This is a genomic window from Thermomonospora curvata DSM 43183, from assembly GCF_000024385.1.
Lineage (GTDB): Bacteria > Actinomycetota > Actinomycetes > Streptosporangiales > Streptosporangiaceae > Thermomonospora > Thermomonospora curvata.
Window position 1 is genome coordinate 3,651,461 of the sequence record NC_013510.1, and the last position, 20,755, is coordinate 3,672,215.

20 protein-coding genes and 1 tRNA gene are annotated in these 20,755 nt (G+C 71.6%); 11 read left to right on the forward strand and 10 right to left on the reverse strand.

Annotated elements, in window-relative coordinates:
• Positions 1 to 645 carry an SLATT domain-containing protein gene (locus TCUR_RS15530; RefSeq protein WP_012853479.1) on the forward strand — a complete coding sequence of 215 codons (645 nt, stop codon included), beginning with the start codon at positions 1 to 3 and terminating at the stop codon, positions 643 to 645.
• Positions 646 to 1,169: 524 nt separating this feature from the next.
• Here TCUR_RS15530 and TCUR_RS15535 read toward each other — a convergent pair.
• Entirely contained in the window at positions 1,170 to 1,367 is a 198-nt protein-coding gene (locus TCUR_RS15535; protein WP_012853480.1) for a DUF397 domain-containing protein, read from the reverse strand.
• Entirely contained in the window at positions 1,355 to 2,173 is an 819-nt protein-coding gene (locus TCUR_RS15540; protein ID WP_012853481.1) for a helix-turn-helix domain-containing protein, read from the reverse strand. Before TCUR_RS15540 ends, TCUR_RS15535 begins: the two co-directional genes overlap by 13 nt.
• A 586-nt stretch (positions 2,174 to 2,759) precedes the next feature.
• Here TCUR_RS15540 and TCUR_RS15545 point away from each other — a divergent pair.
• Entirely contained in the window at positions 2,760 to 2,963 is a 204-nt protein-coding gene (locus tag TCUR_RS15545) for a DUF397 domain-containing protein (protein ID WP_012853482.1), read from the forward strand.
• A gap of 120 nt (positions 2,964 to 3,083) precedes the next feature.
• On the opposite strand, the gene TCUR_RS15550 is transcribed toward TCUR_RS15545, so the two are convergent.
• A tRNA-Ile gene (locus TCUR_RS15550) sits at positions 3,084 to 3,157 on the reverse strand.
• A 166-nt stretch (positions 3,158 to 3,323) separates the two neighbouring features.
• Here TCUR_RS15550 and TCUR_RS15555 point away from each other — a divergent pair.
• From TCUR_RS15555 to TCUR_RS15565, 3 genes are all read left to right on the forward strand, one after another.
• Positions 3,324 to 4,016 carry an LppX_LprAFG lipoprotein gene (locus TCUR_RS15555; RefSeq protein ID WP_012853483.1) on the forward strand — a complete coding sequence of 231 codons (693 nt, stop codon included), beginning with the start codon at positions 3,324 to 3,326 and terminating at the stop codon, positions 4,014 to 4,016.
• 14 nt (positions 4,017 to 4,030) lie between these two features.
• Entirely contained in the window at positions 4,031 to 5,566 is a 1,536-nt protein-coding gene (locus tag TCUR_RS15560; protein WP_012853484.1) for an MFS transporter, read from the forward strand.
• Between the two features lie 83 nt (positions 5,567 to 5,649).
• Entirely contained in the window at positions 5,650 to 6,243 is a 594-nt protein-coding gene (locus TCUR_RS15565) for an Rv1733c family protein (protein ID WP_012853485.1), read from the forward strand.
• A 12-nt stretch (positions 6,244 to 6,255) separates the two neighbouring features.
• Here TCUR_RS15565 and TCUR_RS15570 read toward each other — a convergent pair whose 3' ends face one another.
• Entirely contained in the window at positions 6,256 to 7,500 is a 1,245-nt protein-coding gene (locus TCUR_RS15570; protein WP_012853486.1) for a PucR family transcriptional regulator, read from the reverse strand.
• Between the two features lie 209 nt (positions 7,501 to 7,709).
• Here TCUR_RS15570 and TCUR_RS15575 point away from each other — a divergent pair, with 209 nt between their 5' ends.
• The 5 genes from TCUR_RS15575 (at position 7,710) to TCUR_RS15595 (ending at position 12,837) form a co-directional block, all read left to right on the forward strand.
• Entirely contained in the window at positions 7,710 to 8,507 is a 798-nt protein-coding gene (locus TCUR_RS15575) for an ABC transporter ATP-binding protein (protein WP_012853487.1), read from the forward strand.
• Between the two features lie 152 nt (positions 8,508 to 8,659).
• Complete coding sequence (locus TCUR_RS15580; protein ID WP_012853488.1) at positions 8,660 to 9,538, forward strand: ABC transporter ATP-binding protein; 879 nt, start codon at positions 8,660 to 8,662, stop codon at positions 9,536 to 9,538.
• On the forward strand, positions 9,535 to 10,425 hold the full coding sequence (locus tag TCUR_RS15585) for a branched-chain amino acid ABC transporter permease (RefSeq protein ID WP_012853489.1): 891 nt from the start codon (positions 9,535 to 9,537) through the stop codon (positions 10,423 to 10,425). The genes TCUR_RS15580 and TCUR_RS15585 overlap by 4 nt, the downstream gene beginning before the upstream one ends.
• Positions 10,418 to 11,512 carry a branched-chain amino acid ABC transporter permease gene (locus TCUR_RS15590; protein WP_012853490.1) on the forward strand — a complete coding sequence of 365 codons (1,095 nt, stop codon included), beginning with the start codon at positions 10,418 to 10,420 and terminating at the stop codon, positions 11,510 to 11,512. The genes TCUR_RS15585 and TCUR_RS15590 overlap by 8 nt, the downstream gene beginning before the upstream one ends.
• A 53-nt stretch (positions 11,513 to 11,565) precedes the next feature.
• Positions 11,566 to 12,837 (forward strand): ABC transporter substrate-binding protein, encoded by a 1,272-nt coding sequence (locus TCUR_RS15595; protein ID WP_012853491.1) that lies wholly within the window; start codon positions 11,566 to 11,568, stop codon positions 12,835 to 12,837.
• Positions 12,838 to 13,195: 358 nt separating this feature from the next.
• On the opposite strand, the gene TCUR_RS15600 is transcribed toward TCUR_RS15595, so the two are convergent.
• Entirely contained in the window at positions 13,196 to 14,806 is a 1,611-nt protein-coding gene (locus TCUR_RS15600) for a solute symporter family protein (RefSeq protein ID WP_012853492.1), read from the reverse strand.
• Positions 14,803 to 15,147 (reverse strand): DUF485 domain-containing protein, encoded by a 345-nt coding sequence (locus tag TCUR_RS28035; RefSeq protein ID WP_012853493.1) that lies wholly within the window; start codon positions 15,145 to 15,147, stop codon positions 14,803 to 14,805. Before TCUR_RS28035 ends, TCUR_RS15600 begins: the two co-directional genes overlap by 4 nt.
• Positions 15,148 to 15,457: 310 nt before the next feature.
• Between TCUR_RS28035 and TCUR_RS28040 the strand changes: the two genes are divergently transcribed.
• Positions 15,458 to 16,381 carry an RDD family protein gene (locus TCUR_RS28040; protein ID WP_012853494.1) on the forward strand — a complete coding sequence of 308 codons (924 nt, stop codon included), beginning with the start codon at positions 15,458 to 15,460 and terminating at the stop codon, positions 16,379 to 16,381.
• Positions 16,382 to 16,410: 29 nt separating this feature from the next.
• Here TCUR_RS28040 and TCUR_RS28045 read toward each other — a convergent pair whose 3' ends face one another.
• The 4 genes from TCUR_RS28045 to TCUR_RS15630 all read right to left on the reverse strand — a co-directional run bounded on the left by TCUR_RS28045 (position 16,411) and on the right by TCUR_RS15630 (position 20,736).
• Positions 16,411 to 18,138, reverse strand: a complete 1,728-nt coding sequence (locus TCUR_RS28045) for a sodium/solute symporter (RefSeq protein ID WP_012853495.1) — start codon at positions 18,136 to 18,138, stop codon at positions 16,411 to 16,413.
• Complete coding sequence (locus tag TCUR_RS15620) at positions 18,135 to 18,482, reverse strand: hypothetical protein (RefSeq protein WP_245536873.1); 348 nt, start codon at positions 18,480 to 18,482, stop codon at positions 18,135 to 18,137. Before TCUR_RS15620 ends, TCUR_RS28045 begins: the two co-directional genes overlap by 4 nt.
• A 177-nt stretch (positions 18,483 to 18,659) precedes the next feature.
• The gene (locus tag TCUR_RS15625) at positions 18,660 to 19,436 is read right to left on the reverse strand and encodes a LytR/AlgR family response regulator transcription factor (protein ID WP_012853497.1); all 777 of its coding nucleotides are present in this window, start codon (positions 19,434 to 19,436) and stop codon (positions 18,660 to 18,662) included.
• 64 nt (positions 19,437 to 19,500) lie between these two features.
• Positions 19,501 to 20,736: a sensor histidine kinase gene (locus tag TCUR_RS15630; protein ID WP_012853498.1), complete on the reverse strand. Its 1,236-nt coding sequence runs from the start codon at positions 20,734 to 20,736 to the stop codon at positions 19,501 to 19,503.
• Between the last annotated feature and the right edge of the window lie 19 nt (positions 20,737 to 20,755).

Here is a 20,755-nt window from a genome sequence, read left to right on the forward strand (position 1 = left end):
ATGAGCACTGCCGCAGCGGGCCAGCCGCCCGTCCCCCAACCCGCCCTCGCCGAGGAGACCGGCCGGGGTCGCCAGAGCGATCTGCGGGCCTGGCGGTTTCGGTTGCCGGAGGCTCAGGAGTGGCAGCGGCCCGAGGAGGTGCTGCGGCGGCTCTATGAGGAGGCCGAAGCCCGGGCGGTGGAGGCGTACGGGTGGTACATGCGGGACCGGGTGCGGCGGCGGACGCTGTCGCGGGTGCTGCGCGCGCTGGCCGTGGCGCTGGGCTCTGCCGGCGGGGTGGTGCCGCTGGCCAGTGTGGTGGGAGGCGGTGGCCGACCCAGCGGGTGGGGTTATGTGCTGCTGGCGCTGGCCGGGGCCTGCTACGGCTTCGATCACTTCCTGGGCATCTCGTCGGGGTGGATGCGCGATATGCGCACCGCCCAGAAAATCCAGCGCCGCCTGCAGGAGTTCCAGTTCGACTGGGCCGCCCGCAGCGCCGAGGAGGCCCGGTCCGGGCAGTCCGAGGTGGACGTCGCCTGGTATCTGAACCTGCTGCGCGGCTTCGTGCTGGACCTGTCGGAGATCATGATGGACGAGACCGCGGAGTGGATCGCCGAGTTTCAGTCGGGGCTGTTGCAATTGCAGACCCAGGTCAACCGCCGCTGACTTGACATTTCATCAGGGCGTGCAGAACCTCATGGCCCCGGAGTAAACGCAGCATAGCGAAGTCATTCCTCACCGCCCTGCGCCTTGGTGCTCCCCAAGAACAAAGCTTTCTCAGCGGTTCACCGTTCCGAAGGACGGCGAGGACGCCGAGCTGGAGCAAAGGCCTTGGCGAGGGCACAGGCAGGACGTCACCCAGCGGGCCGTAGAACCGCGCGGCTCGCGGTGAGTGTGGAGGGAGGAAAGCAGAGGCCGGCCAGTTGTGCCATAGCCCTGGAAAGAGTGTTGCATTGTGAGGCAGGCGCCATATTCGCTGAGGAAACCTCAATGGTCAGTGGAGGACGTGTGGCTGCTCTGTACCACAGGGGTTCATGAGCGGGCGCCTTCTGAAGCTTTTCGGCAGAAGGGAAGAGCAGGCAGCCGGGAGCCGAGGGAACCCGGCCAACGGGTGTCGGGCTGAGGGCAAAGCACAAAGAGACGAGGACCGCCCTTGAACATCCAGGGGTGACCTGGTGGCGGTCGGGAGGTCAGGCGGTCGGGGGCTGTTGCTTGAGGTGGGCCAGCAGGGCGGTGAACTGGGAGAACGGCATGGTCAGGTGGCCGCGCTCCCGGTTTTTGGAGTCACGGATGCCGATGCCCTCGGCAAGGCGGGCGACCTCGACGCAGTCACCGCCGTTGGAAGTGGTGTAGCTCGACTTGCGCCACCTCACGTCTACTGACTCCATCTCTCCTCCACCGCTCTTCGGATCATCTCCCTTGACTGCGCCGAGGGCAGAGCCAAGGACCTCACCGCAATGAGAGTAGTCGTGATTGTGGCCAGGTCGTCTGGGTCGTTGATGGTCAACCCCCGAATGGCCGAGTCAGCGTAGACGACCTCGCTTCTGTCCTCCGGCGTGGCCAGATTGAATGCTCCGCTGTTGCCGGGATGCTCTCCCCGGCTTGGGACCACCTGGATGGTGATGTTGGGCAGCTCCTCCAGGGCCAGCAGATGCTCTAGCCGCTCTTTCGTGATCGCAGGGCTCCCGGTCTCGTGGTAGAGCGCCACCTCATCGAGCGGCAGGGAGAAGACGGGCGGTGGGGGCTCGGATCCGGTCAAGATCCTTTGCCGGTGAAGACGTGCTTCAACGGCCTCGCGGTTGTCCTTCAAGAGGGCTGCCGCGTAATCGGGGGTCTGAAGCAGGCCATGAACCGGCAAGGGCTGGTGGGGCTGGATCATGACTGCCTCAGCCTCGATGCTGGGCCAGTCGAACCAGATGGGGAAGGCCGAGTCCAGCACCAGGTCGTCCCACAGCTCCAGGAGCCTGCCGCCCGCCTTCAGCTCCCGGTCCATGGTCTCGGCGAACTCACGGGAGCAGCGAGTGCGGCCGCTTTCAACCTGGCCGACGTACTGGCCGGTCACGCCCCGGCCGTTGTTGGCGCGGCGGCCCAGGCTCTCCTGGGTCAGCCCGGCCTCTTCCCGGTAGCGGCGAAGCTGCCGGCCGAAGGCCGGCAGGGGCGGAGAAACACTGCTTCGCCTACGTCGAGGGGCCATTGCCGTCCTTCCAAGCAGATGAAACCAACCGGGGCGTCGATGAAACCCGTTAAAGGCAACAGAAGACACCCATGGCCAGTTCCCAGCCTTTGCCTTTCGCTTTGTGACGAAGCGCACTCGACCGGTTGCCGAATATCCATAAAACTAGGAAGTCACGGCCCCGGGAATGAAATCTTGGTGATCGATGAACGCTTGCGTCCATGCACTGAGAAAGGCCGTACCGGGCGCTCTGGACTCCTGACCATCGCCCTAACGGACTCGTCGGCTCCGCTGATCCGGTGCACACCCTTGCCCGACAACAGCCACACAAACGGGGCTATTTGCACATCATTCTGGACGATACGCCTCTGATCACCAGTGAACCGGTCGCCAACACTTCCGAGACAACCTCGGGCAAGTAACCGCGTCACTGCATCAAGCGTGACCCTACGGTGGCCTCATCTCCGTCTGGGACTGGCCGTGCAAACCTTCGTCCTGCCGGAAGGCGGCGCCGGACTGTCTTCGTATCTCATTGAGAAAACCTCAATGCGTCCACCGGGCTGACCGGAGGTGCGGCCGAGCGCTGCACCGGTGGAAAAGGAGGCGGATGGTGAACCGTGATCGATCCCCGCTTGCCCGACGCAAGAGCAGCCACAGCAACAGGGGCGGTGACCGCGTCGAAATCGCCGCCGTCCACGGTGCGGTGGCGATCCGTGACAGCAAAGCGCCGGACGCCCCGTGCCTCCTCACGGCCGTCCACGAGTGGCACTCGCCGCCGGCAGCGGTGAAGTACGACGTCCTCGGCCGCTGACAGGAAGCATGTGGCCGCACAGGCTCCCACCATCGGGCCGCTCGGTCGGCCCGGCCTCGGCGGAGGGTCACGGTACGTCGGGGAAGCCCCACAGGGGGCGAGCATGTGGAAGCAGCGGTGTGGGGCGGGTGGGGCTCGAACCCACGACCTACGGATTATGAGTCCGCTGCTCTGACCGGCTGAGCTACCGCCCCCCGACGAGCCTCGAAGCCGCGGTGACCACCCATGCTCGCCGCGGCAATGATAGCCGCGGCGCGGAGGGGCGGGCCACTTGAAATGTCATGTCCACACACAGTCGGACATGACATCTCATCTCCGGGCCGAGTGACTTACCCGGCGGGCGCCGATAAGGTCCGCCCTATGTCTTGGATCCGAGGTCGAATACCCACCGTCGTCCTGGCGTGCGCGTTGGCGCTGACCGGTTGCTCGGGAGGCTCCGGCGGGGATTCCCAGGGGTCGCTGCCGCAGGGGCCGCAGACGCTCCAGCAGGCGTCGAACTCGATGCGGGATCTCAAGAGCGTCGCCTTCACCATCTCCACCGAAGGCGATCCGGTCTCCTTCCCGGTCAAGAGCGGTGAGGTGCGGCTGCTGCGCAACGGCGACGCCGAGGGCCGGCTGCACGTGCAGGTGGGGATGAGCATGGAGACCGAGTTCGTGCTGCTCGGTGACGTCCTGTACTACAAGGGTCTGACCGGCGGGTACGAGAAGGCCTCCAAGGAGCAGCTCCGGTCGCTGTACGACCCGTCGGCGGTGCTGGACCCCGAGCGGGGCATCGCCAAGCTGCTGACGGCGGCGCGCGGGGCGCAGCCGGAGGCCCGGGAGAAGGTGGGCGGCAAGGACGCCTACCGGGTGAAGGTGACGCTGCCCAAGCAGGAGATCGAAGGGCTGATCCCCGGGGTCGATGAGGACCTGCAGGGACAGGTGTGGATCTCCGCCGACGACCACCGGCTGCTGAAGGTGCGCGGGGAGCTGCCGCCCTCCGGCGGGAAGGGCGCGGTGGTGATCACCTTCACCGAGTTCAACGCCGACTACCGGTTCAAGGCCCCGATCTGAGCGGGGGCGCTCTGATGAGCGAGGCGAGGCGCCGGGTGGCGATCGGGGTCGGCGGCGCGGTGGTGCTGCTGGCCGCGCTGGACGCCTACGTCATCACCACGATCTTCGTGCAGGTGATGGACGATGTGGGCATCCCGGTCAACCGGCTGGAGCGGGCCACCCCGATCCTGACCGGGTTCCTGCTGGGGTATGTGGCGGCGATGCCGCTGCTGGGCCAGTTGTCGGACCGGTACGGGCGCAAGCCGCTGCTGCACGGCTGCCTGCTGGTGTTCGCGGCCGGGTCGGCGCTGACCGCGCTGGCCGCTTCGCTGGTGCCGCTGGTGGCCGGGCGGGTGCTGCAGGGGGTGGCCGGCGGGGCGCTGCTGCCGGTGACCATGGCGCTGGCCGGTGACCTGTGGCAGGAGCGGCAGCGTCCGGTGGTGCTGGGCGCGGTCGGCGCGGCCCAGGAGCTGGGCAGCGTGCTCGGCCCGCTGTACGGGGTGGGCGTGGCGGCCTGGCTGGGCGACTGGCGGGCGATCTTCTGGATCAACGTGCCGGTGGCGCTGGCGGCGATGGCGGCGGTGCAGGTCACCGTGCCGCGTGGGGTGCGTCCCGTCCCCCGTCCCAAGGTGGACGCGGTGGGCGGGGCGCTGCTGGCGCTGGGGCTGGGCCTGCTGGTGGCCGGGCTGTACAACCAGGAGCCGGACCGTTCCCCGCTGCCGCCGTGGGGGGTGCCGCTGCTGGTGGCGGGGCTGGCGGTGCTGGTGTGCTTCGTGCTGTGGGAGGTGCGGGCGCGCACCCGGCTGCTGGATCTGAGCGGAGCGCGGCGGGGGCCGCTGCTGGCGACGCTGGCGGTCAGTTTCCTGTCGGGTGCGGCGCTGATGGTCACGCTGGTGGACGTCCAGCTCGTCGCGCAGACCCTGCTGGGGAAGGACTCCCTGGGCGGTGCGCTGATCCTGGCGCGGTTCCTGGGGGCGCTGACGGTGGCGGCGCTGCTGGGCGGGCTGGTGGCCCGGCATCTGGGCGAGCGGTGGCCGATGGCGGCGGGCATGGCCGTGGCCGCGGTGGGCTACCTGCTGATCGCCGCCTGGCCGAAGGACCCGGCCGCCGCCTCTTATGGGCCGCTGCCCCGCATGGACGCCGACCTGGTGATCACCGGGCTGGGGCTGGGCCTGGTCATCGCCCCGGTGTCGTCGGCGGGGCTGCGGATGGTACGCGCCGCCCAGCACGGGGTGACCGCGGCCGCGGTGGTGGTGGCGCGGATGATGGGCATGCTGCTGGGGGTCTCGGCACTGTCGGCGTGGGGCCTGCATCGGTTCCGGTCGCTGACGGCGGACCTGACGATGCCGCTGCCGTTCGGGCTGCCGCGCGAGGAGGCGCAGCGGCAGCTGGCGGCCTACCAGGCGGCGGTGCAGGAGGCGCTGCGCATCGAGTACCGGGAGATCTTCTGGATCACCGCGGCGCTGTGCGCGCTGGGCGCGCTGGCGGCGCTGGCCGTGCGGGGCCGCCCGGAGCCCGCCTCGCCGGCCGAGTCCGCCCCGCGGGAAGCCGACCGGGCGGCCGTGCGCTGAGAGAAGGCCGGAAAACGGGAATAGCTCGCCGTCAGCGGGTACGCCTGGCCTCTCAGGGGAAGCCCGCCCCGGGAGGTGGCATCATGCATCGGCCCGCAGGCGACAGGATTCCCGCCGGACTGGGACGGCTGCGGCGGCGCCTGGGCTTTGACCGCAACGTGCTGCGCCGCCGCATCGACCGCATCCAGTGGGCGGCGGGGCTGACGCTGGCCGTGGTGTTCCTGCTGGCCGCCCCGCTGCTGGCGGTGGCGGCCGGCGGTCGCGCCTATGAGTCGGGCGTGCGCGCCGAGCAGCACGAGCGGGCCGCCCGCCGCCAGGTTGCCGCCACGGTGACCGGCCCCGCGGTGGTGGACGGGCGCTATGGCAACCGGGTCGTCCCGGCGGTCTGGCGCGCCCCGGACGGCACCGTCCGCAAGGGGTTGCTGCCGCTCGCCGAGGACGACCGGGCCGGGACCCGCCGGTGGCTGTGGGTGGACCGCACCGGGCGGCCGACCGCCCCGCCCCGCTCGCGTTCGCGCACCGTGATCGATGCCGGGTACGCCGCCGGCGGCGCCGTGCTGGCGGTGGGCGTCCCGCTGCTGATCGCCTACCGGCTGGTGCGGCGGCGCTGCGACCGGGTGCGCGACGCCATGTGGGACGCCGAGTGGGCCCGCATCGACCCCCACCGCATCAGCTGAGCGGCGGGCCGGTCAGCCGCGGCAGCGGCCCGAGGCGGCCGCACCGTCCCGGCCCACCAGGTTCAGCGCGTCCAGGGCGAGGGCCAGTTCGACCACGTCGCGGGGGCGGTGCAGGGAGCGGGAGGTGAGCTGCTCCAGCCGGCGCAGCCGGTTGAAGACCGTGTTGCGGTGACAATAGAGCCGGGCGGCGGTGCGGGCCGCCGAGCCCTCGCAGTCCAGCCAGGCCGCCAGCGTCTCCAGCAGCACCTGCCGGTCCGCCGGGTCCAGCGCGCTCAGCGGGCCGAGCACCGTATCGCCCAGGTATCCCGACAGCTCGGGCTGGGAGACCACCAGGGCGGCCGGCAGCCGGTCGTCCAGCTGGGCCAGCCGCCGTTCGCCGGGGCGGCAGGTCTGCAGGGCGATCTCGGCCAGCCAGCGGGCGCGGCCCAGCGCGGCCAGGCCGTCCACCGCGGGGCTGATCCCGGCCTCGCCGGCGAACCGCTGCTCCAGTGCCGCCGCCACATCGGCCGGCCGCCGGTCGCCCAGGTCGACCACGGCCACCTCCACGTCGGTGCGCATCCGCCACACGAAGCGCAGCCCGCCGACGCGTTCGGGGCGTTCGAAGCCGGGGCCGCATCCGGTGGGGCGGTGCAGGGGACGCAGCACCGCCACCGCGTAGCGGCCGTTCATGGGCAGGTCGAGCGCGGCGGAGGCGGCCTTGGCCAATCCTCCGTCGGCGCCGCGGCCCTCCAGCAGCGCATCCAGCAGCGCGGCCATCCGTTCGCCGTTGCGGCGCAGCAGCTCTGATTCGGTCTGCCGGTAGGCCGCGGCCACCGCGTTGGACTGGACCTCGTTGGTGTGCCAGACGATGCCGGCGAAACGCAGCAGCTTCGGCAGCGCCTGAGGGTTGTCGGCGGAGACGACCTCGATCATCGCCTCCCAGCACAGCCGCCCGCCGATCCGGAACGACCGCAGCAGCGACTCCAGCGGCAGCCCTTGTTCGGCGCGGCGGCGGCCGATGGCGACGGCCTTGTCGACGGGGGGTTCCTCGCCCAGCGCGTGGCGGGCCATGTGGTCGATGCTCTCGCCCAGGATGTCGTGGACGGTCTGCCACAGCTCATCCCGCGGTACCAGGTCGAGATAGCCGGGGTCCTCATCGACGATCTCGGTGATCAGCCGGTCGGTCAGCTCCGGCAGCCGCTCCAGCAGCCGCCGGGACGCGATGCGGGCGATCTCGGCCAGGTCTGCGTCCGAAGGGACAGTGGTCGTAGCAGTCACCGGGTGGAACCTCTCACGTGGTTTGCCTCACCCTGCCACGGCCGTCCGTGGACCGGTCGCCGGGTGTCCCGAAAGCCGCCCGGATTGTGAGCGGTCACATCCTGAACCGGGTTCAGTTGGACCTTCGACTCGAGTTGGCGCAGCCACTAGACGGTGTTACAGCTCACATGCTGGTGTGCCTCCCACACGAATGTCGAAGGGGAGGTGCCATGGCGAGTGGGACGCTCGCGATCGGCGGCCTGTCGGTGAGCTACGGCAAGGCCGTGCAGGCGCTGCGCGAGGTCTCCCTGGTGGTTCCCGAGGGCGCGGTGACCGCCGTGCTGGGGGCCAACGGTGCGGGCAAGAGCACCCTGCTGCGGGCCATCTCGGGGACTTTGTCGTTCCACCGCGGCGCGATCGAGGCCGGTGAGATCACCCTGGGCGGCCGCCGGCTGGACGGGCTGCACCCCGCCGCGGTGGTGGCGGCCGGGGTGGTCCAGGTGCCCGAGGGCCGCAGGATCTTCGGGCGGCTCACCGTGGAGGAGAACCTGCGGGCCGGGGCGCTGGGCGCCCGGGACCGCTCGGGGACGGCCGCCGCCCGCAAGCGGGTGCTGGAACTGTTCCCGGTGCTGGCCGAACGGGCGAAGCAGCGGGCCGGGCTGCTGTCGGGGGGTGAGCAGCAGATGCTGGCCATGGGCCGGGCGCTGATGGCGCGGCCCAAGGTGCTGCTGCTGGACGAGCCCACCCTCGGGCTGGCCCCGCTGATGGCCGAGCGGATCGGCGAGACCATCGCCGAGATCAACCGGCAGGGCACGTCCGTGCTGCTCATCGAGCAGAACGCGGCGCTGGCGCTGCGCTTGGCCCACACCGCCTACGTGCTGGAGGTCGGCCGGGTGACCTTGTCGGGGCCGGCCGATGAGCTGGCCGCCAGCGACGAGGTGCGCCGCCGCTACCTGGGCGTCGGCGGCGAGGAGGAGCTGCAGCCGGAATTCCGGCGTCCGCCCACGCTCGAAAGGTGGGCCGGTTGATCGCGACCGTCCCCCCGTCCACCCCGAACCCCACACCGCAGATCACCGGAGGGTGCCGTGACCGCTACCGGACGCGCAGGCCGTCCCCGCCGACCGTGCCGCCCGGCAAGGCGCACGCCCGGCGCGGGCGCATATCCCGAAGGCGGTGCCCGGTGAGCGAGCTGAAGGTCACCGACCTGACGGTCAAGTTCGCCGGGATCACCGCGCTGGACCACGTCGGCTTCACCGTGGAGCCCGGCAGCATCCACGCCATCATCGGGCCCAACGGCGCCGGCAAGTCCACCTGCTTCAACGTGCTGTCGGGCGTGTACAAGGCCACCTCCGGCAGCGTGCGGTTCGGCGGCGCCGAGCTGACCCGGATGCCGCCGCACAAGATCGCGGCGCTGGGCGTGGCCCGCACGTTCCAGAACATCGCGCTGTCGCGCTTCCAGAGCGTCGAGGACAACGTGATGCTCGGGCGGCACCGGCTGATGCGGGCCGGTTTCCTCAGCACCGGGCTGCACCTGCCGCACGCCCGCCGCGAGGACGCCCGGCACCGGGCGCGGGTGCGGGAGATCGCCCGTTTCGTGGGCGTCGCCGAGTACCTGGACGCGCCGGTCGGGATGCTCCCCTACGGGGTGCAAAAGCGGGTCGAGCTGGCCCGCGCCCTGGCGATGGAGCCCAAGCTGCTGCTGCTGGACGAGCCGGTGGCCGGCATGAACGGCGGGGAGCGGCGCGCCATGGCCGAGGTCATCGTCGCCGCCCGCGCCGACCTGGGGATCTCGATCCTGCTGGTCGAGCACGACATGGGCATGGTGATGCGGCTGGCCGACCAGGTGACGGTGCTGGACTTCGGCCGCAAGATCGCCTCCGGTCCGCCCGCGCAGGTGCAAAACGACCCCGAGGTGATCCGCGCCTACCTGGGCGAGCAGGCCGTCCAGCAGCAGGACGGCGTCGTCATGGCCAAGGGCGCACCCGGCCAGGCGCAAGCGGGGGTGCGAGAAGGAGCGCTGCCTCAGGGCGCGCCGGAGGCGAGCGGGGAGCAGTCGTGACCACTTTTGTGGAACTCGTCGTCAACGGGGTGTCGATCGGCTCGGTGTACGCGCTGATCGCCCTCGGTTTCGTGATCATCTTCAAGGCCACCGAAGTGGTGAACTTCGCCCACGCCTCGCTGCTGCTGGCCGGCGGGTTCATCACCGCCAAGCTGCACGGGCAGCTGGGCTTTTGGCCGGCGCTGCTGGTCGGCATCGCCGGCGCGGCGGTGCTGGGGGCGCTGGTGGAGTTCCTGGTGCTGCGCCGCTCCCGGGCCGGCGACCACCACGTGCTGGCGATCGTCACCATCGGCGTGGACATCCTGATGACCACCGAGCTGACCCGGCAGATCGGCACCGATGTGCTGGCCATGGGCGACCCGTGGCAGAGCAAGGTGGTGCACCTGGGCGGGATCAGCATCGCCCAGACCCGGATCGCCGCGCTGGTGACCGCGGCGACCCTCATCACCTGCTTCCTGCTGGCGTTCCGCTACACCTCCTGGGGCATCGCCATGCGGGCGGCGGCCGAGGACCGGGAGACCGCGGCGCTGATGGGCATCCGGCTGGGCCGGGTGTCCACGGGCGCCTGGGCGGTGGCGGGCGCGCTGGCCGCGGTGGCGGCGCTGTTCTTGACCGTCTTCCCCACCCCGGGTCTGGACCGCACGACCTCGCTGGCGGCGCTCAAGGCGTTCCCCGCCGCGATCTTGGGTGGGCTGGACTCCACCACCGGGGCGCTGGTCGGCGGGCTGATCATCGGGCTGACCGAGTCGCTGGCCACCGGCTACCAAAGCGAGCTGTCCTTCCTGGGCCGCGGCATCGGCGAGGTCGCCCCGTTCCTGGTGATGGTGATCATCCTGCTGATCCGGCCCGCCGGGCTGTTCGGAACGAGGGAGCTGGCCCGTGTCTAGCCTGAGCCGTTCCCGGATGTCGCCGCTGCAGCTCGCCGGCCTGGCGGCGGTGCTGGCGGTGATGGTGATCCTGCCGTTTTACGCCGAGCCGTTCTTGATGCAGGCCGGGCTGTTCGCGATGGCCGCGGCCATCGGCGCGATCGGGCTGAACCTGCTGACCGGCTCCACCGGGCAGCTGTCGCTGGGGCACGCCTTCTTCCTGGCGATCGGCGCCTACGGGTATGTGTACTTCGCCGCCGAGCCCGACTCGGCGCACCACCTGTCCGGGTGGGGCCTGCCCACCCCGGTGGCGGCGGTGCTGGCGATCGCGCTGGCCGGGGTGGCCGGCGGGCTGTTCAGCCCGATCGCCGGCCGGCTCAAGGGCACCTACCTGGGCATCGCCTCGCTGGCGCTGATCTTCATCGGCCAGCACATCCTGCACAACGCCCACGCGGTCACCGGCGGTTCCAACGGCCGGGAGGTGCCGCCGCTGGAGATCTTCGGGTTCGTCTTCGCCGACACCCCCGAGCTGGTGGTGCTGCAGGTGCCGTTCCGGGCGCTGGAGAAGCTGTGGTTTTTGAACCTGGTGCTGCTGGTGGCGGCGGCCTGGATCGCCCGCGGCATCCTGCGCGGCCGTCCCGGGCGGGCCATGAACACCATCCGGGACCATGAGATCGCCGCCGGGGTGATGGGCGTGCCGGTGGCCCGCTACCGGGGTGCGGTGTTCGTGCTGTCGTCGATGTACGCGGGTCTGGCGGGTGTGCTGCTGGCGCTGGCGTTCCAGCGCACCGTGCCCGACTACTTCGGCTTCATCCTGTCGCTGGAGTACCTGGCGATGATCGTCATCGGCGGGCTCGGCACGGTGGCCGGCTCGATCGTCGGCGCCGTGCTGGTGTCGATGCTGCCGCCGCTGTTCACCCGCTACAGCGACGCCCTGCCGCTGATCGCCGCATCCGGTTCCGGCGGCCTGGACGCCGCCCAGGCCTCGCGGATCCTCTACGGGGCCGTCGTCATCGCGGTGATCCTCTTCCTTCCCGGCGGGCTGATGGGGCTGTGGATGCGTCTGCGCACGTCCCTGGCGCTCCGCCGGAAGGTTCGACCCTCCTGACAAATCCTCACTCAACCACCCCCCTCAGACAAGGAATCCGAGGAGCGAACACCATGAAATCAACCCTTCGCTCGGCGGCCGTGTCGCTGGTTGCGCTGGCGCTGGCCGCCACCGCAGCCGGCTGCTCCAGCGACAAGGCCACCGGTGGCTCCGAGGCGACCGGGCCCGACGGCGTCAAGCAGGGCCCCGGCGTGACCGACAAGACCATCAAGCTCGGCATCGCCACCGACCTGACCGGCGTGTACGCGCCGCTGGGCAAGAGCATCACCCAGGCCCAGCAGCTGTACTACGAGGAGGTCAACCAGCGCGGCGGCGTCTGCGGCCGCACCATCGAGGCCGTGGTGCGCGACCACGGCTACGACCCGCAGAAGGCGGTGTCCATCTACACCGAGCTGAACAACAACGTGCTGGCGATCCCGCACTTCCTCGGCTCGCCGATGGTCAGCGCGGTCAAGCAGCGCATCGAGTCCGACAAGATGTTCACCATCCCCAGCGCCTGGACCACCGCGCTGCTGGGCAGCAAGTACATCCAGGTCACCGGCACCACCTACGACGTGGACATGATCAACGGTGTCCAGTGGCTGATGGACAAGAAGCTGATCAAGAAGGGCGACAAGCTCGGCCACGTCTACTTCGAGGGCGACTACGGCGGCTCGGCGCTGCGCGGCACCAAGTACGCCGCCGAGCAGCTGGGGCTGGAGGTCTTCGAGCTGCCCATCAAGCCCACCGACCGTGACATGAAGTCGCAGGTCGCGGCGCTGGCCAAGGAGAAGGTCGACGCGATCCTGCTCAGCGCCGGCCCGCAGCAGGCGGCCTCGCTGGCCGGCATCGCCCGCTCCCAGGGCATGAAGCAGCCGATCCTGGGCAGCAACTCCGCCTACTCCCCGCAGCTGCTGGCCACCCCGGCCAAGCCCGCTCTGGTGGAGGGCTTCTTCATCGCCACCGCCGGCGCCCCGATGAGCGCCGACCTGCCGGCGATCAAGAAGCTGGCCGAGGCCTACTCCAAGAAGTACCCCAAGGACCCGCTGGACAGCGGTGTGGTCAACGGTTACGGCGGCGCCTCCATCGTGGTGTCGGCGCTGGAGAAGGCCTGCGCCAACAAGGACCTGACCCGGGAGGGCCTGATCAACGCCCACCGCTCGGAGGCCAACGCCGACGACGGGCTGGGCACCCCGATGAACTTCACCTACTTCGACAAGCCGGCCACCCGCAAGACCTACATCATCAAGCCGGACGAGAAGGCCACCGGCGGCGCGGTGATCGTCGAGCAGGCCTTCGAGTCGGAGCTGGCCAAGAACTACCAGGTCCCGGTCGGCACCTTCTGATCCGGTTCTGATCCCGGCCGGTTGAGCGCGGCGGACGGCCCGTCCGCCGCGCTCACCTGTATCCGGGCCGCAGCAGACGGCATGGCGGGCCTGTCGGGGAGCCCGCAGGCGGAACCCACGGGCGGAACCCGCAGACGAAAGACGCGCACCGGCGCCCTTGCCGGTGCGCGTCTTCCCGTCCGGGCCTTGCGCCGGCCGCCCGGCCGGGCGGGGACAAGACCCGCGGCCCTGTGGAACAGCGGCGGGCACCGGCCCCGGAGCGGGAGAGGCCGGTGCCCGGCGTTCTCCGGTCCCGCCCACCGAGCGCCACATTCTTATCGGGCGGGACCGGAGGTCTGTGGGGATCTTCAGGGGTTGCTCAGTGGGTGACCGCCTTCTCGGCGCCGGCCCCGGTCAGCGAGCGGACCTCGATCTCGGCGTACTTGGCGGCGTTGTGCTCCTTGGACAGCACAGTGCCCAGCCAGCCGCACAGGAAGCCGAACGGGATGGAGACGATGCCGGGGTTCTCCAGCGGGAAGAAGGCGAAGTCGGCGCCGGTGAACAGGGCCTTCTCCGAGCCGGAGACCACCGGGGAGAAGATCACCAGCAGCACCGCGGCGCCCAGCCCGCCGTAGATGGCCGACACCGCGCCGGCGGTGTTGAAGCGCTTCCAGAACAGGCTGTAGAGGATCGCCGGCAGGTTCCCGGAGGCGGCGACCGCGAACGCCAGCGCCACCAGGAACGCCACGTTCAGCCGCTGGGCGTAGATGCCCAGCACGATCGAGACCGCGCCGATCACCAGGGCCGAGATCCGGGCGACCCGCACCTCCTCCTTCTCGGTGGCCTTGCCGCGCCGGAACACGTGCGCATACAGGTCGTGGGCGAAGGAGGACGAGGAGGCCAGGGTGAGGCCGGCCACCACCGCCAGGATGGTCGCGAACGCCACCGCCGCGATGATCGCCAGCAGCACCGTGCCGCCCACGTCGCCGAGCATCAGCTGCCCGATCCGTTCGGCCAGCTGCGGGGCGGCGGTGTTGCCCGCCGGGTTGGCCTCGCGGATCGCCTCGCTGCCCACCAGCGCCGCCGCGCCGAAGCCCAGCACCAGCGTCAGCAGGTAGAAGACGCCGATGATGCCGATGCCCCACAGCACCGACTTGCGGGCGTCCTGGGCGGTGGGCACGGTGTAGAAGCGGATCAGGATGTGCGGCAGGCCCGCGGTGCCCAGCACCAGCGCCAGCCCCAGGCTGATCAGGTCGAGCTTGCCGGCCAGGCCCTGGGCGTCGGTGGCGTACCGCAGCCCCGGCTCCAAGAACGCCTCGCCCTTGCCGCTCTGCTCGGCGGCGTCGCCCAGCAGGGTGGAGAGGTTGAAGCCGAACTTGGCCAGCACCAGCAGCGTGACCAGCGTCGCCCCGCCCATCAGCAGCACGGCCTTGACGATCTGCACCCAGGTGGTGCCCTTCATGCCGCCGACCACCACGTAGATGATCATCAGCGCGCCGACCAGCACGATGGTGGCGCCCTTGGCGAACTCGGAGGTGAAGCCGAACAGCAGCGCCACCAGCGCGCCCGCGCCGACCATCTGGGCCAGCAGGTAGAAGATCGAGACGGTGATGGTGGAGACTCCGGCGGCGGTGCGCACCGGCCGCGGGCTCATCCGGAACGCCAGCACATCGGCCATGGTGAACTTGCCGGAGTTGCGCATCAGCTCGGCGACCAGCAGCAGCGCCACCAGCCAGGCCACCAGGAAGCCGATGGAGTACAGGAAACCGTCGTAACCGTACAGGGCGATCATCCCGGCGATGCCCAGGAAGGAGGCGGCCGACATGTAGTCGCCGCCGATCGCCAGGCCGTTTTGCACGCCGGAGAAGGAGCGCCCGCCGGCGTAGAAGTCGGTGGCGTCCTTGGTGTGCCGGCTGGCCCACACGGTGATCGCCAGCGTGGCGCCCACGAACGCCAGGAACAGCACGATGGCCAGAGTCTGGTGGCTCACGCGCGGACCCCTTCCCGCTCGACCTGGGCGGCCAGTTCGGCGGCCATCGGGTCGAGCTTCCTGCCGGCATGCCGGGCGTACAGCCAGGCGATGGTGAAGGTCGAGACGAACTGCAGCAGCCCGAAGATCAACGCCACGTTGATGAAGCCGATGACCTGGGTGCCCATGAAGCCGCGGGCCCACCCCGACAGCACCACGTACAGCAGGTACCAGGCCAGGAACGCCACCGTGGCCGGGAACACGAAGGCCCGGAAGCGGCGCCGCAACTGCTGGAATCCCTCGGTGCGCTGCACCCGTTCATAAGGTGTCCCGCCTATGTCCAGATCCTTCTCGACGGTCACGACTACCTCCTCGGCTGTGACGGGGGTCACGCCACGGTAGAAAGCCGGAAGGCCCGTCGTGGAGAGGGCGGCCGACGGGCTGCGCCGAGCCGCCGGACGGTTGCGCCGATCCGCCCCCCGCCATCGGTGAACGGTCGATTTCGTGCGACGAACGGACGAACGGCAGCCCTCTTCGGACGTTTCGCCCACTTCTCTCCCTTTTGTCGCCGCGACCGGTTCCGGCCGTCCTGCGCCGTCCCGCCGGGGAAGCCGATCTTCGGGCGCTAGCCTGAGGCGGCAGTGCCCGCTCCACGTCGTCTCAGGAGACCTCGTGCACGGTCCCCCGCCGCCCCCTCCGCCCCACGGCCCGCCGCCCGGATGGCCGCCGCAGCCGGGCACGCCCTCCTTCCCGCCCTCTCCTCCCGCGCCGCAGGCCGTCCCGGCGGACGCGCCCATCGGCCTCCCCCGGCGCCTGGCCGCATGGACGATCGACGTCCTGGTCGTGGCCGCCCTGGTGGGCCTGGTCGGCACGGTCACCTATCACCGGCTCGCCGACTACGTCGCCTCCCTGGGCACCCGGCTCGCCGCCGTCGGAGTCTGGGACCTGCTCATCTCCCGGGGAGACCTGACCGGCATCGCCGCCACCACGGCCCGCTCGGCCTGGGACGGGGCGGTCTCGATCGTGATCCAGGGGTTCATCGCCCTGGTGGTGCTGCAGTGGCTCTACCAGTTCGCCGCGCTGGTGTGGACGGGCCGCACGCTCGGCAAGGCGGTGCTGGGCCTGCGGGTGCACGCCGCCTCCGGCGACCGCCGCGTGGGCCTGAGCAGGTCCTGGCGGCGGGCGACCGTCACCACCGTCTGCGAGAGCGGCGTGTACTCCCTGGCCTGCGTCCTGCTGCTGACCGGCCGGTTCTTCGTGTCGTTCCTGTGCTGGCTGGCCGCGGTGGCCCTGCTGGCGGCCAACGGGCTGACGATGCTCGCCGGCCGCCGGCGCCGCAGCCTGGCCGACCTGCTGGGCGGCACCGTCGTCGAGCGCGGCGCCCTGCTGCGCACCGCCGCCCAGGCCGCCCGGCAGGGCGTGCAGGCCGCCTCCGGCTCCGCCCGCCGGCTGGGACGGCGCCTGCGGGAACGCACCGCCCAGCACGCGCCCTACCCACCCGCCGCGCCGCCGCAGGCCCGGCCCGGACCCGCGCAGTTCCAGCAGCCCGGATACCCGCCGCCGCCCCCGGGCGGCGCCCCGCCGCACTCCCCCTGACCGGCCGGCGGCCCCGGCCCGCCGGGGCGTCACACGCGCTTGGGACGCCAGGTGCCGCGGTCGACGTCGAGGCTCTCGGGGGTGTGCAGGCGGACCATGGTGCGCGCCACCCCGGGCGGGATGCTGCGCGGGGTGAGCAGCGAGACCACGATCATCACCGCGAACGCCACCGGCACCGTCCAGGCCGCGGGCTGGGCCAGCAGCGCCCCGGCCAGCCCGCTCGGCGGGCCGCCGAGGATCGTCCACACCACGGCCGTGCCCGCCAGGCCGCCCCCGGCCACCAGCCCGGCCAGCGCCCCCGCCACGGTCAGCCGCCGCCACCAGATGCCCAGCACCAGCAGCGGGCAGAAAGTAGAGGCGGCGACCGCGAACGCCAGCCCGACCACGTCGGCCACCGCCAGGGCCCGCGCCGCCAGCGCCAGCCCCAGCGGGACGAACAGCGCCAGCAGCGTGGCCGCCCGGAACGAGCGCACCCCGCCGTGCAGGATGTCCTGGGCGATCACCCCGGCCACCGACACGGTCAGCCCCGAGGAGGTGGACAGGAACGCCGCCACCGCCCCGGCCGTCACCAGCGCGCCCAGCAGGTCGCCCAGCGTGCCGCCGATCAGCCGGCCCGGCAGCGTCAGCACCACCGCGTCGGTGCGCCCGGTCATCAGCAGCTCGGGGGTGTAGATGCGGCCGAGCACCCCGTAGAGGGCGGGCAGCAGGTAGAAGGCGCCCAGCAGGGCGAGCACCAGCACGGTGGTGCGGCGGGCGGCCTGGCCGTCGGGGTTGGTGTAGAAGCGCACCAGCACGTGCGGCAGGCCCATGGTGCCCAGGAACGTGGCGAGGATCAGCGAGTAGGTGGCATACAGCGGGTACTCGCGGCCCGACAGCGGCAGCGCCCACTCCCGGTCGGTGCGTTCGGGCAGGCCGGAGACGTGGGGCACTGCCGCGCCCGCGGGGAAGACGACCGTGGAGTCGCGGGCGATGCGGTGCTCGCCGGCCGTCAGCTCGACCGGGCCGTCCTGGGCGCGTCCGTCCAGCCGGCCGTGCAGCACCACGCGCACCGGGTGCTCCACCCGGACGGTGACGTCCGCGCCGACCGACACCGTGGTGGCCTGCGGGAAGGTCGGCGGGGCGTCCCGGGTGGGGGCGGGGGCGGCGTCGTGGCGCCAGGCGATCAGCAGGAACAGCACCGGCACGGCCAGCGCGGTCAGCTTCAGCCAGTACTGGAACGCCTGCACCAGCGTGATGCTGCGCATCCCGCCGGACAGCACGTTGATCGTCACCACCACGGCGACCAGCACCGCGCCGGCCCACACCGGGGTGCCCACCACGGTGCGCAGCACCAGCCCGGCGCTCTGCAGCTGCGGCATCAGGTACAGCCAGCCGATCAGCACGGCCAGCACGCTGGTGACCCGCCGCACCGCCATCGACTCCAGGCGCGCCTCGGCGAAGTCGGGCAGGGTGTAGGCGCCCGAGCGGCGCAGCGGCGCGGAGATCAGCACCAGCAGCACCAGGTACCCGCCGGTCCAGCCCACCGGCAGCCACAGCATGTCGGCGCCGTAGGCCAGGATCAGCCCGGCCACGCCCAGGAAGGAGGCGGCCGACAGGTACTCCCCGCCGATCGCCGAGGCGTTGCGCAGCGGCGAGACGGTGCGGGAGGCGACGTAGAAGTCGGAGGTGGTGCGGGAGATCCGCAGCCCGAACGTGCCGATCAGCACGGTCGCCGCCACCACCAGCGACACCGCGACCAGTCCGTAGGCGCTGTTCATGTGTCGCGGTCGACCAGCTCGGCGAAGTCGCGTTCGTTGCGTTCGGCCTGGTGCACATACCACCAGCCGCACCCCACGAAGGCCGGGTAGACCAGCCCGGCCAGCAGCAGCCACGGCAGCGGCAGCCCGAGCACCTGCAGCTCGCGCAGCCGCGGCACGAGCACAAATAGCAGCGGCAGCCCGCCCACCGCCGCGCCCAGCAGCCCGCACACCCCCAGGCTCAGCCGCAGCTGGGCGCGCATCAGCGAGCGCATGTAGGCCTCGCCCAGCCCGGTCTGCTCGTCGATCTCGCGGGTCACCGGGCGGCGGGGGCGGCGGGCGGCGCGGGTGCGGGGACTGGTCACCAGGACCCGTTTCGGCGGCGTCCGCCCGCTCGCCGGGCCTTCGTCGCCACGCGGTCCCCCAGGCCGGGGAGGAGAGTCCCCGGCGGTGCCCGGTTGTGCGTCATCCCAGCTCACGGCATCGTCCCTCACTGCGATACGCCCGCATGCGGCCTGCGGGAACGGCGTGGCGGCAAAGGTTCACTGGTTGCGGCGGGCGCTGCGCACCAGCAGGTCGCGCAGCTCGCGGGTGTGGCGGCGGCTGACCGGCAGCTCGGTGCCGCCGACGCGGACGGTGCAGCGCCCCGACTCCAGCCGCAGCTCCTCGATGTGCCGCAGCGCCACCAGGTGGCTGCGGTGGACGCGGACGAACCCGGCGGCGCGCCAGCGTTCCTCCAGCGCCGCCAGCGGGATGCGCACCAGGTGGCTGCCGGAGGGGGTGTGCAACCGGGCGTAGTCGCCCTGGGCCTCCACGTACCACACGTCGGCGGGGGCGACGAAGCGGGTGACCCCGGCCAGCTCGACCGGCACCAGATCCGGGTCGGGCTGCGGCCGGCGGGCCGGCGGGGCGGGGGCCGCCGGGGCGGCGGGCGGTTCGGATGCGGCGCTCACCCGGCGGATGGCCTCGGCCAGCCGTTCCGGCCGGATGGGTTTGAGCAGGTAGTCGGTCGCCTTGATCTCGAAGGCGTCCACGGCGTGGTCGTCGTAGGCGGTGACGTAGACGATCCGCGGCGGCCGGGCGAACTGGGCCAGCAGCCGGCCCAGCACCACCCCGTCCAGGCCGGGCATGCGGATGTCCAGGAACACCGCGTCGATCGGCCGCCGTTCGGCCAGCGCCCGGTCGACCTGCCGGAGCGCGGCGGCGCCGTCGCGGGCCAGCGTCACCTCCCCGATGCGGGGGTCGGCGCGCAGCCAGAAGGCCAGGTCGTCCAGGGCGGGCGCCTCGTCGTCCACGGCCAGGACACGCAGACCGGTCACTCGGTCCCCCTCCGTGGGACAGATCACAGGAACGCCCTAAGCGTCCGGATCGACGGGGCGAAAGTCAAACCCCGTTTTCGCCGTCGCGGGGCCAGGACCCCGAGGCGGTCACGCCGGGCCGGTATTTGGGGACCCGCAGCGTCACCTTGGTGCCCGCCCCGATGGCGGTCTCCACGGCCAGCCCGTAGTCGTCCCCGTAGACCTGCCGCAGCCGCTCGTCGACGTTGCCGAGCCCGATCCCGGCGGCCTCGGTGGGGCCGCCCGCGCCGTCGGGGGTCTCCCCCGCCAGGATCTTGCGCAGCCGTTCGGGGTCCATGCCGACCCCGTCGTCCTCCACGCTGATCACCGCGTCGGCCCCGGCGTCCTCGGCGATGATGGTGATGTGCCCGGGCCCGGCCCGGTCCTGCAGGCCGTGCCGGACGGCGTTCTCCACCAGCGGCTGCAGGCACAAAAACGGCACCGCCACCGGCAGCACCTCCGGGGCGATCCGCAGCGTCACATGCAGCCGGTCGTCGCCGAAGCGGGCCCGCTGCAGCAGCAGGTAGCGGTCGATGGAGTGCAGCTCCTCGGCCAAGGTGGTGAAGTCGCCGTGCCGCCGGAAGGAGTAGCGGGTGAAGTCGGCGAACTCCAGCAGCAGCTCGCGGGCCCGCTCGGGGTCGGTGCGCACGAACGAGGCGATGGTGGTCAGCGAGTTGTAGATGAAGTGCGGGGAGATCTGCGCGCGCAGCGCCCGCACCTCGGCCTCCATCAGCAGGGTGCGGGAGCGGTCCAGTTCGGCCAGTTGCAGCTGGGCGTCCACCCAGTGGCCGACCTCTTCGGCGGCGCGGATCAGCCCGGCCGACACGTCGCCGCCGTAGGCGGCCAGCGTCCCCACCACCCGTTCGTCGGTGGTCAGCGGCACCACCACCGCGTGCCGGATCGGGCAGTCCACCACCTGGCAGGTCACTTCCTTGGGGCCGAGCACGGCGGTGCGCCCGTCGGCCATCGGCCCGGCCGCGTGCGCCACGGCCTGCTCGGCGTGGTGGTCGCCGGTGCCGTCCCAGGCCAGCAGGCGTTCCCCGTCGGTGATGGCCAGCGCCGCCGATCCCAGCAGCTCCCGCAGGTGCCGGGCGGCCTTCTGGGCCCCCTGTTCGGTGAGGCCGGCCCGCAGGGGCGGCGCCGCCAGGGAGGCGGTGTGCAGGGTCTGGAACGTCGCCCGGTCCACCGGGCTGCCCAGCTCCCGCCGCCCGCGCCACCAGGGCACCGCCGCCACCAGCGCGGTCACCGTCACGGCCGCGACCACCGCCAGCGCCACATCCATGGCCACACCGTAGCCCCGC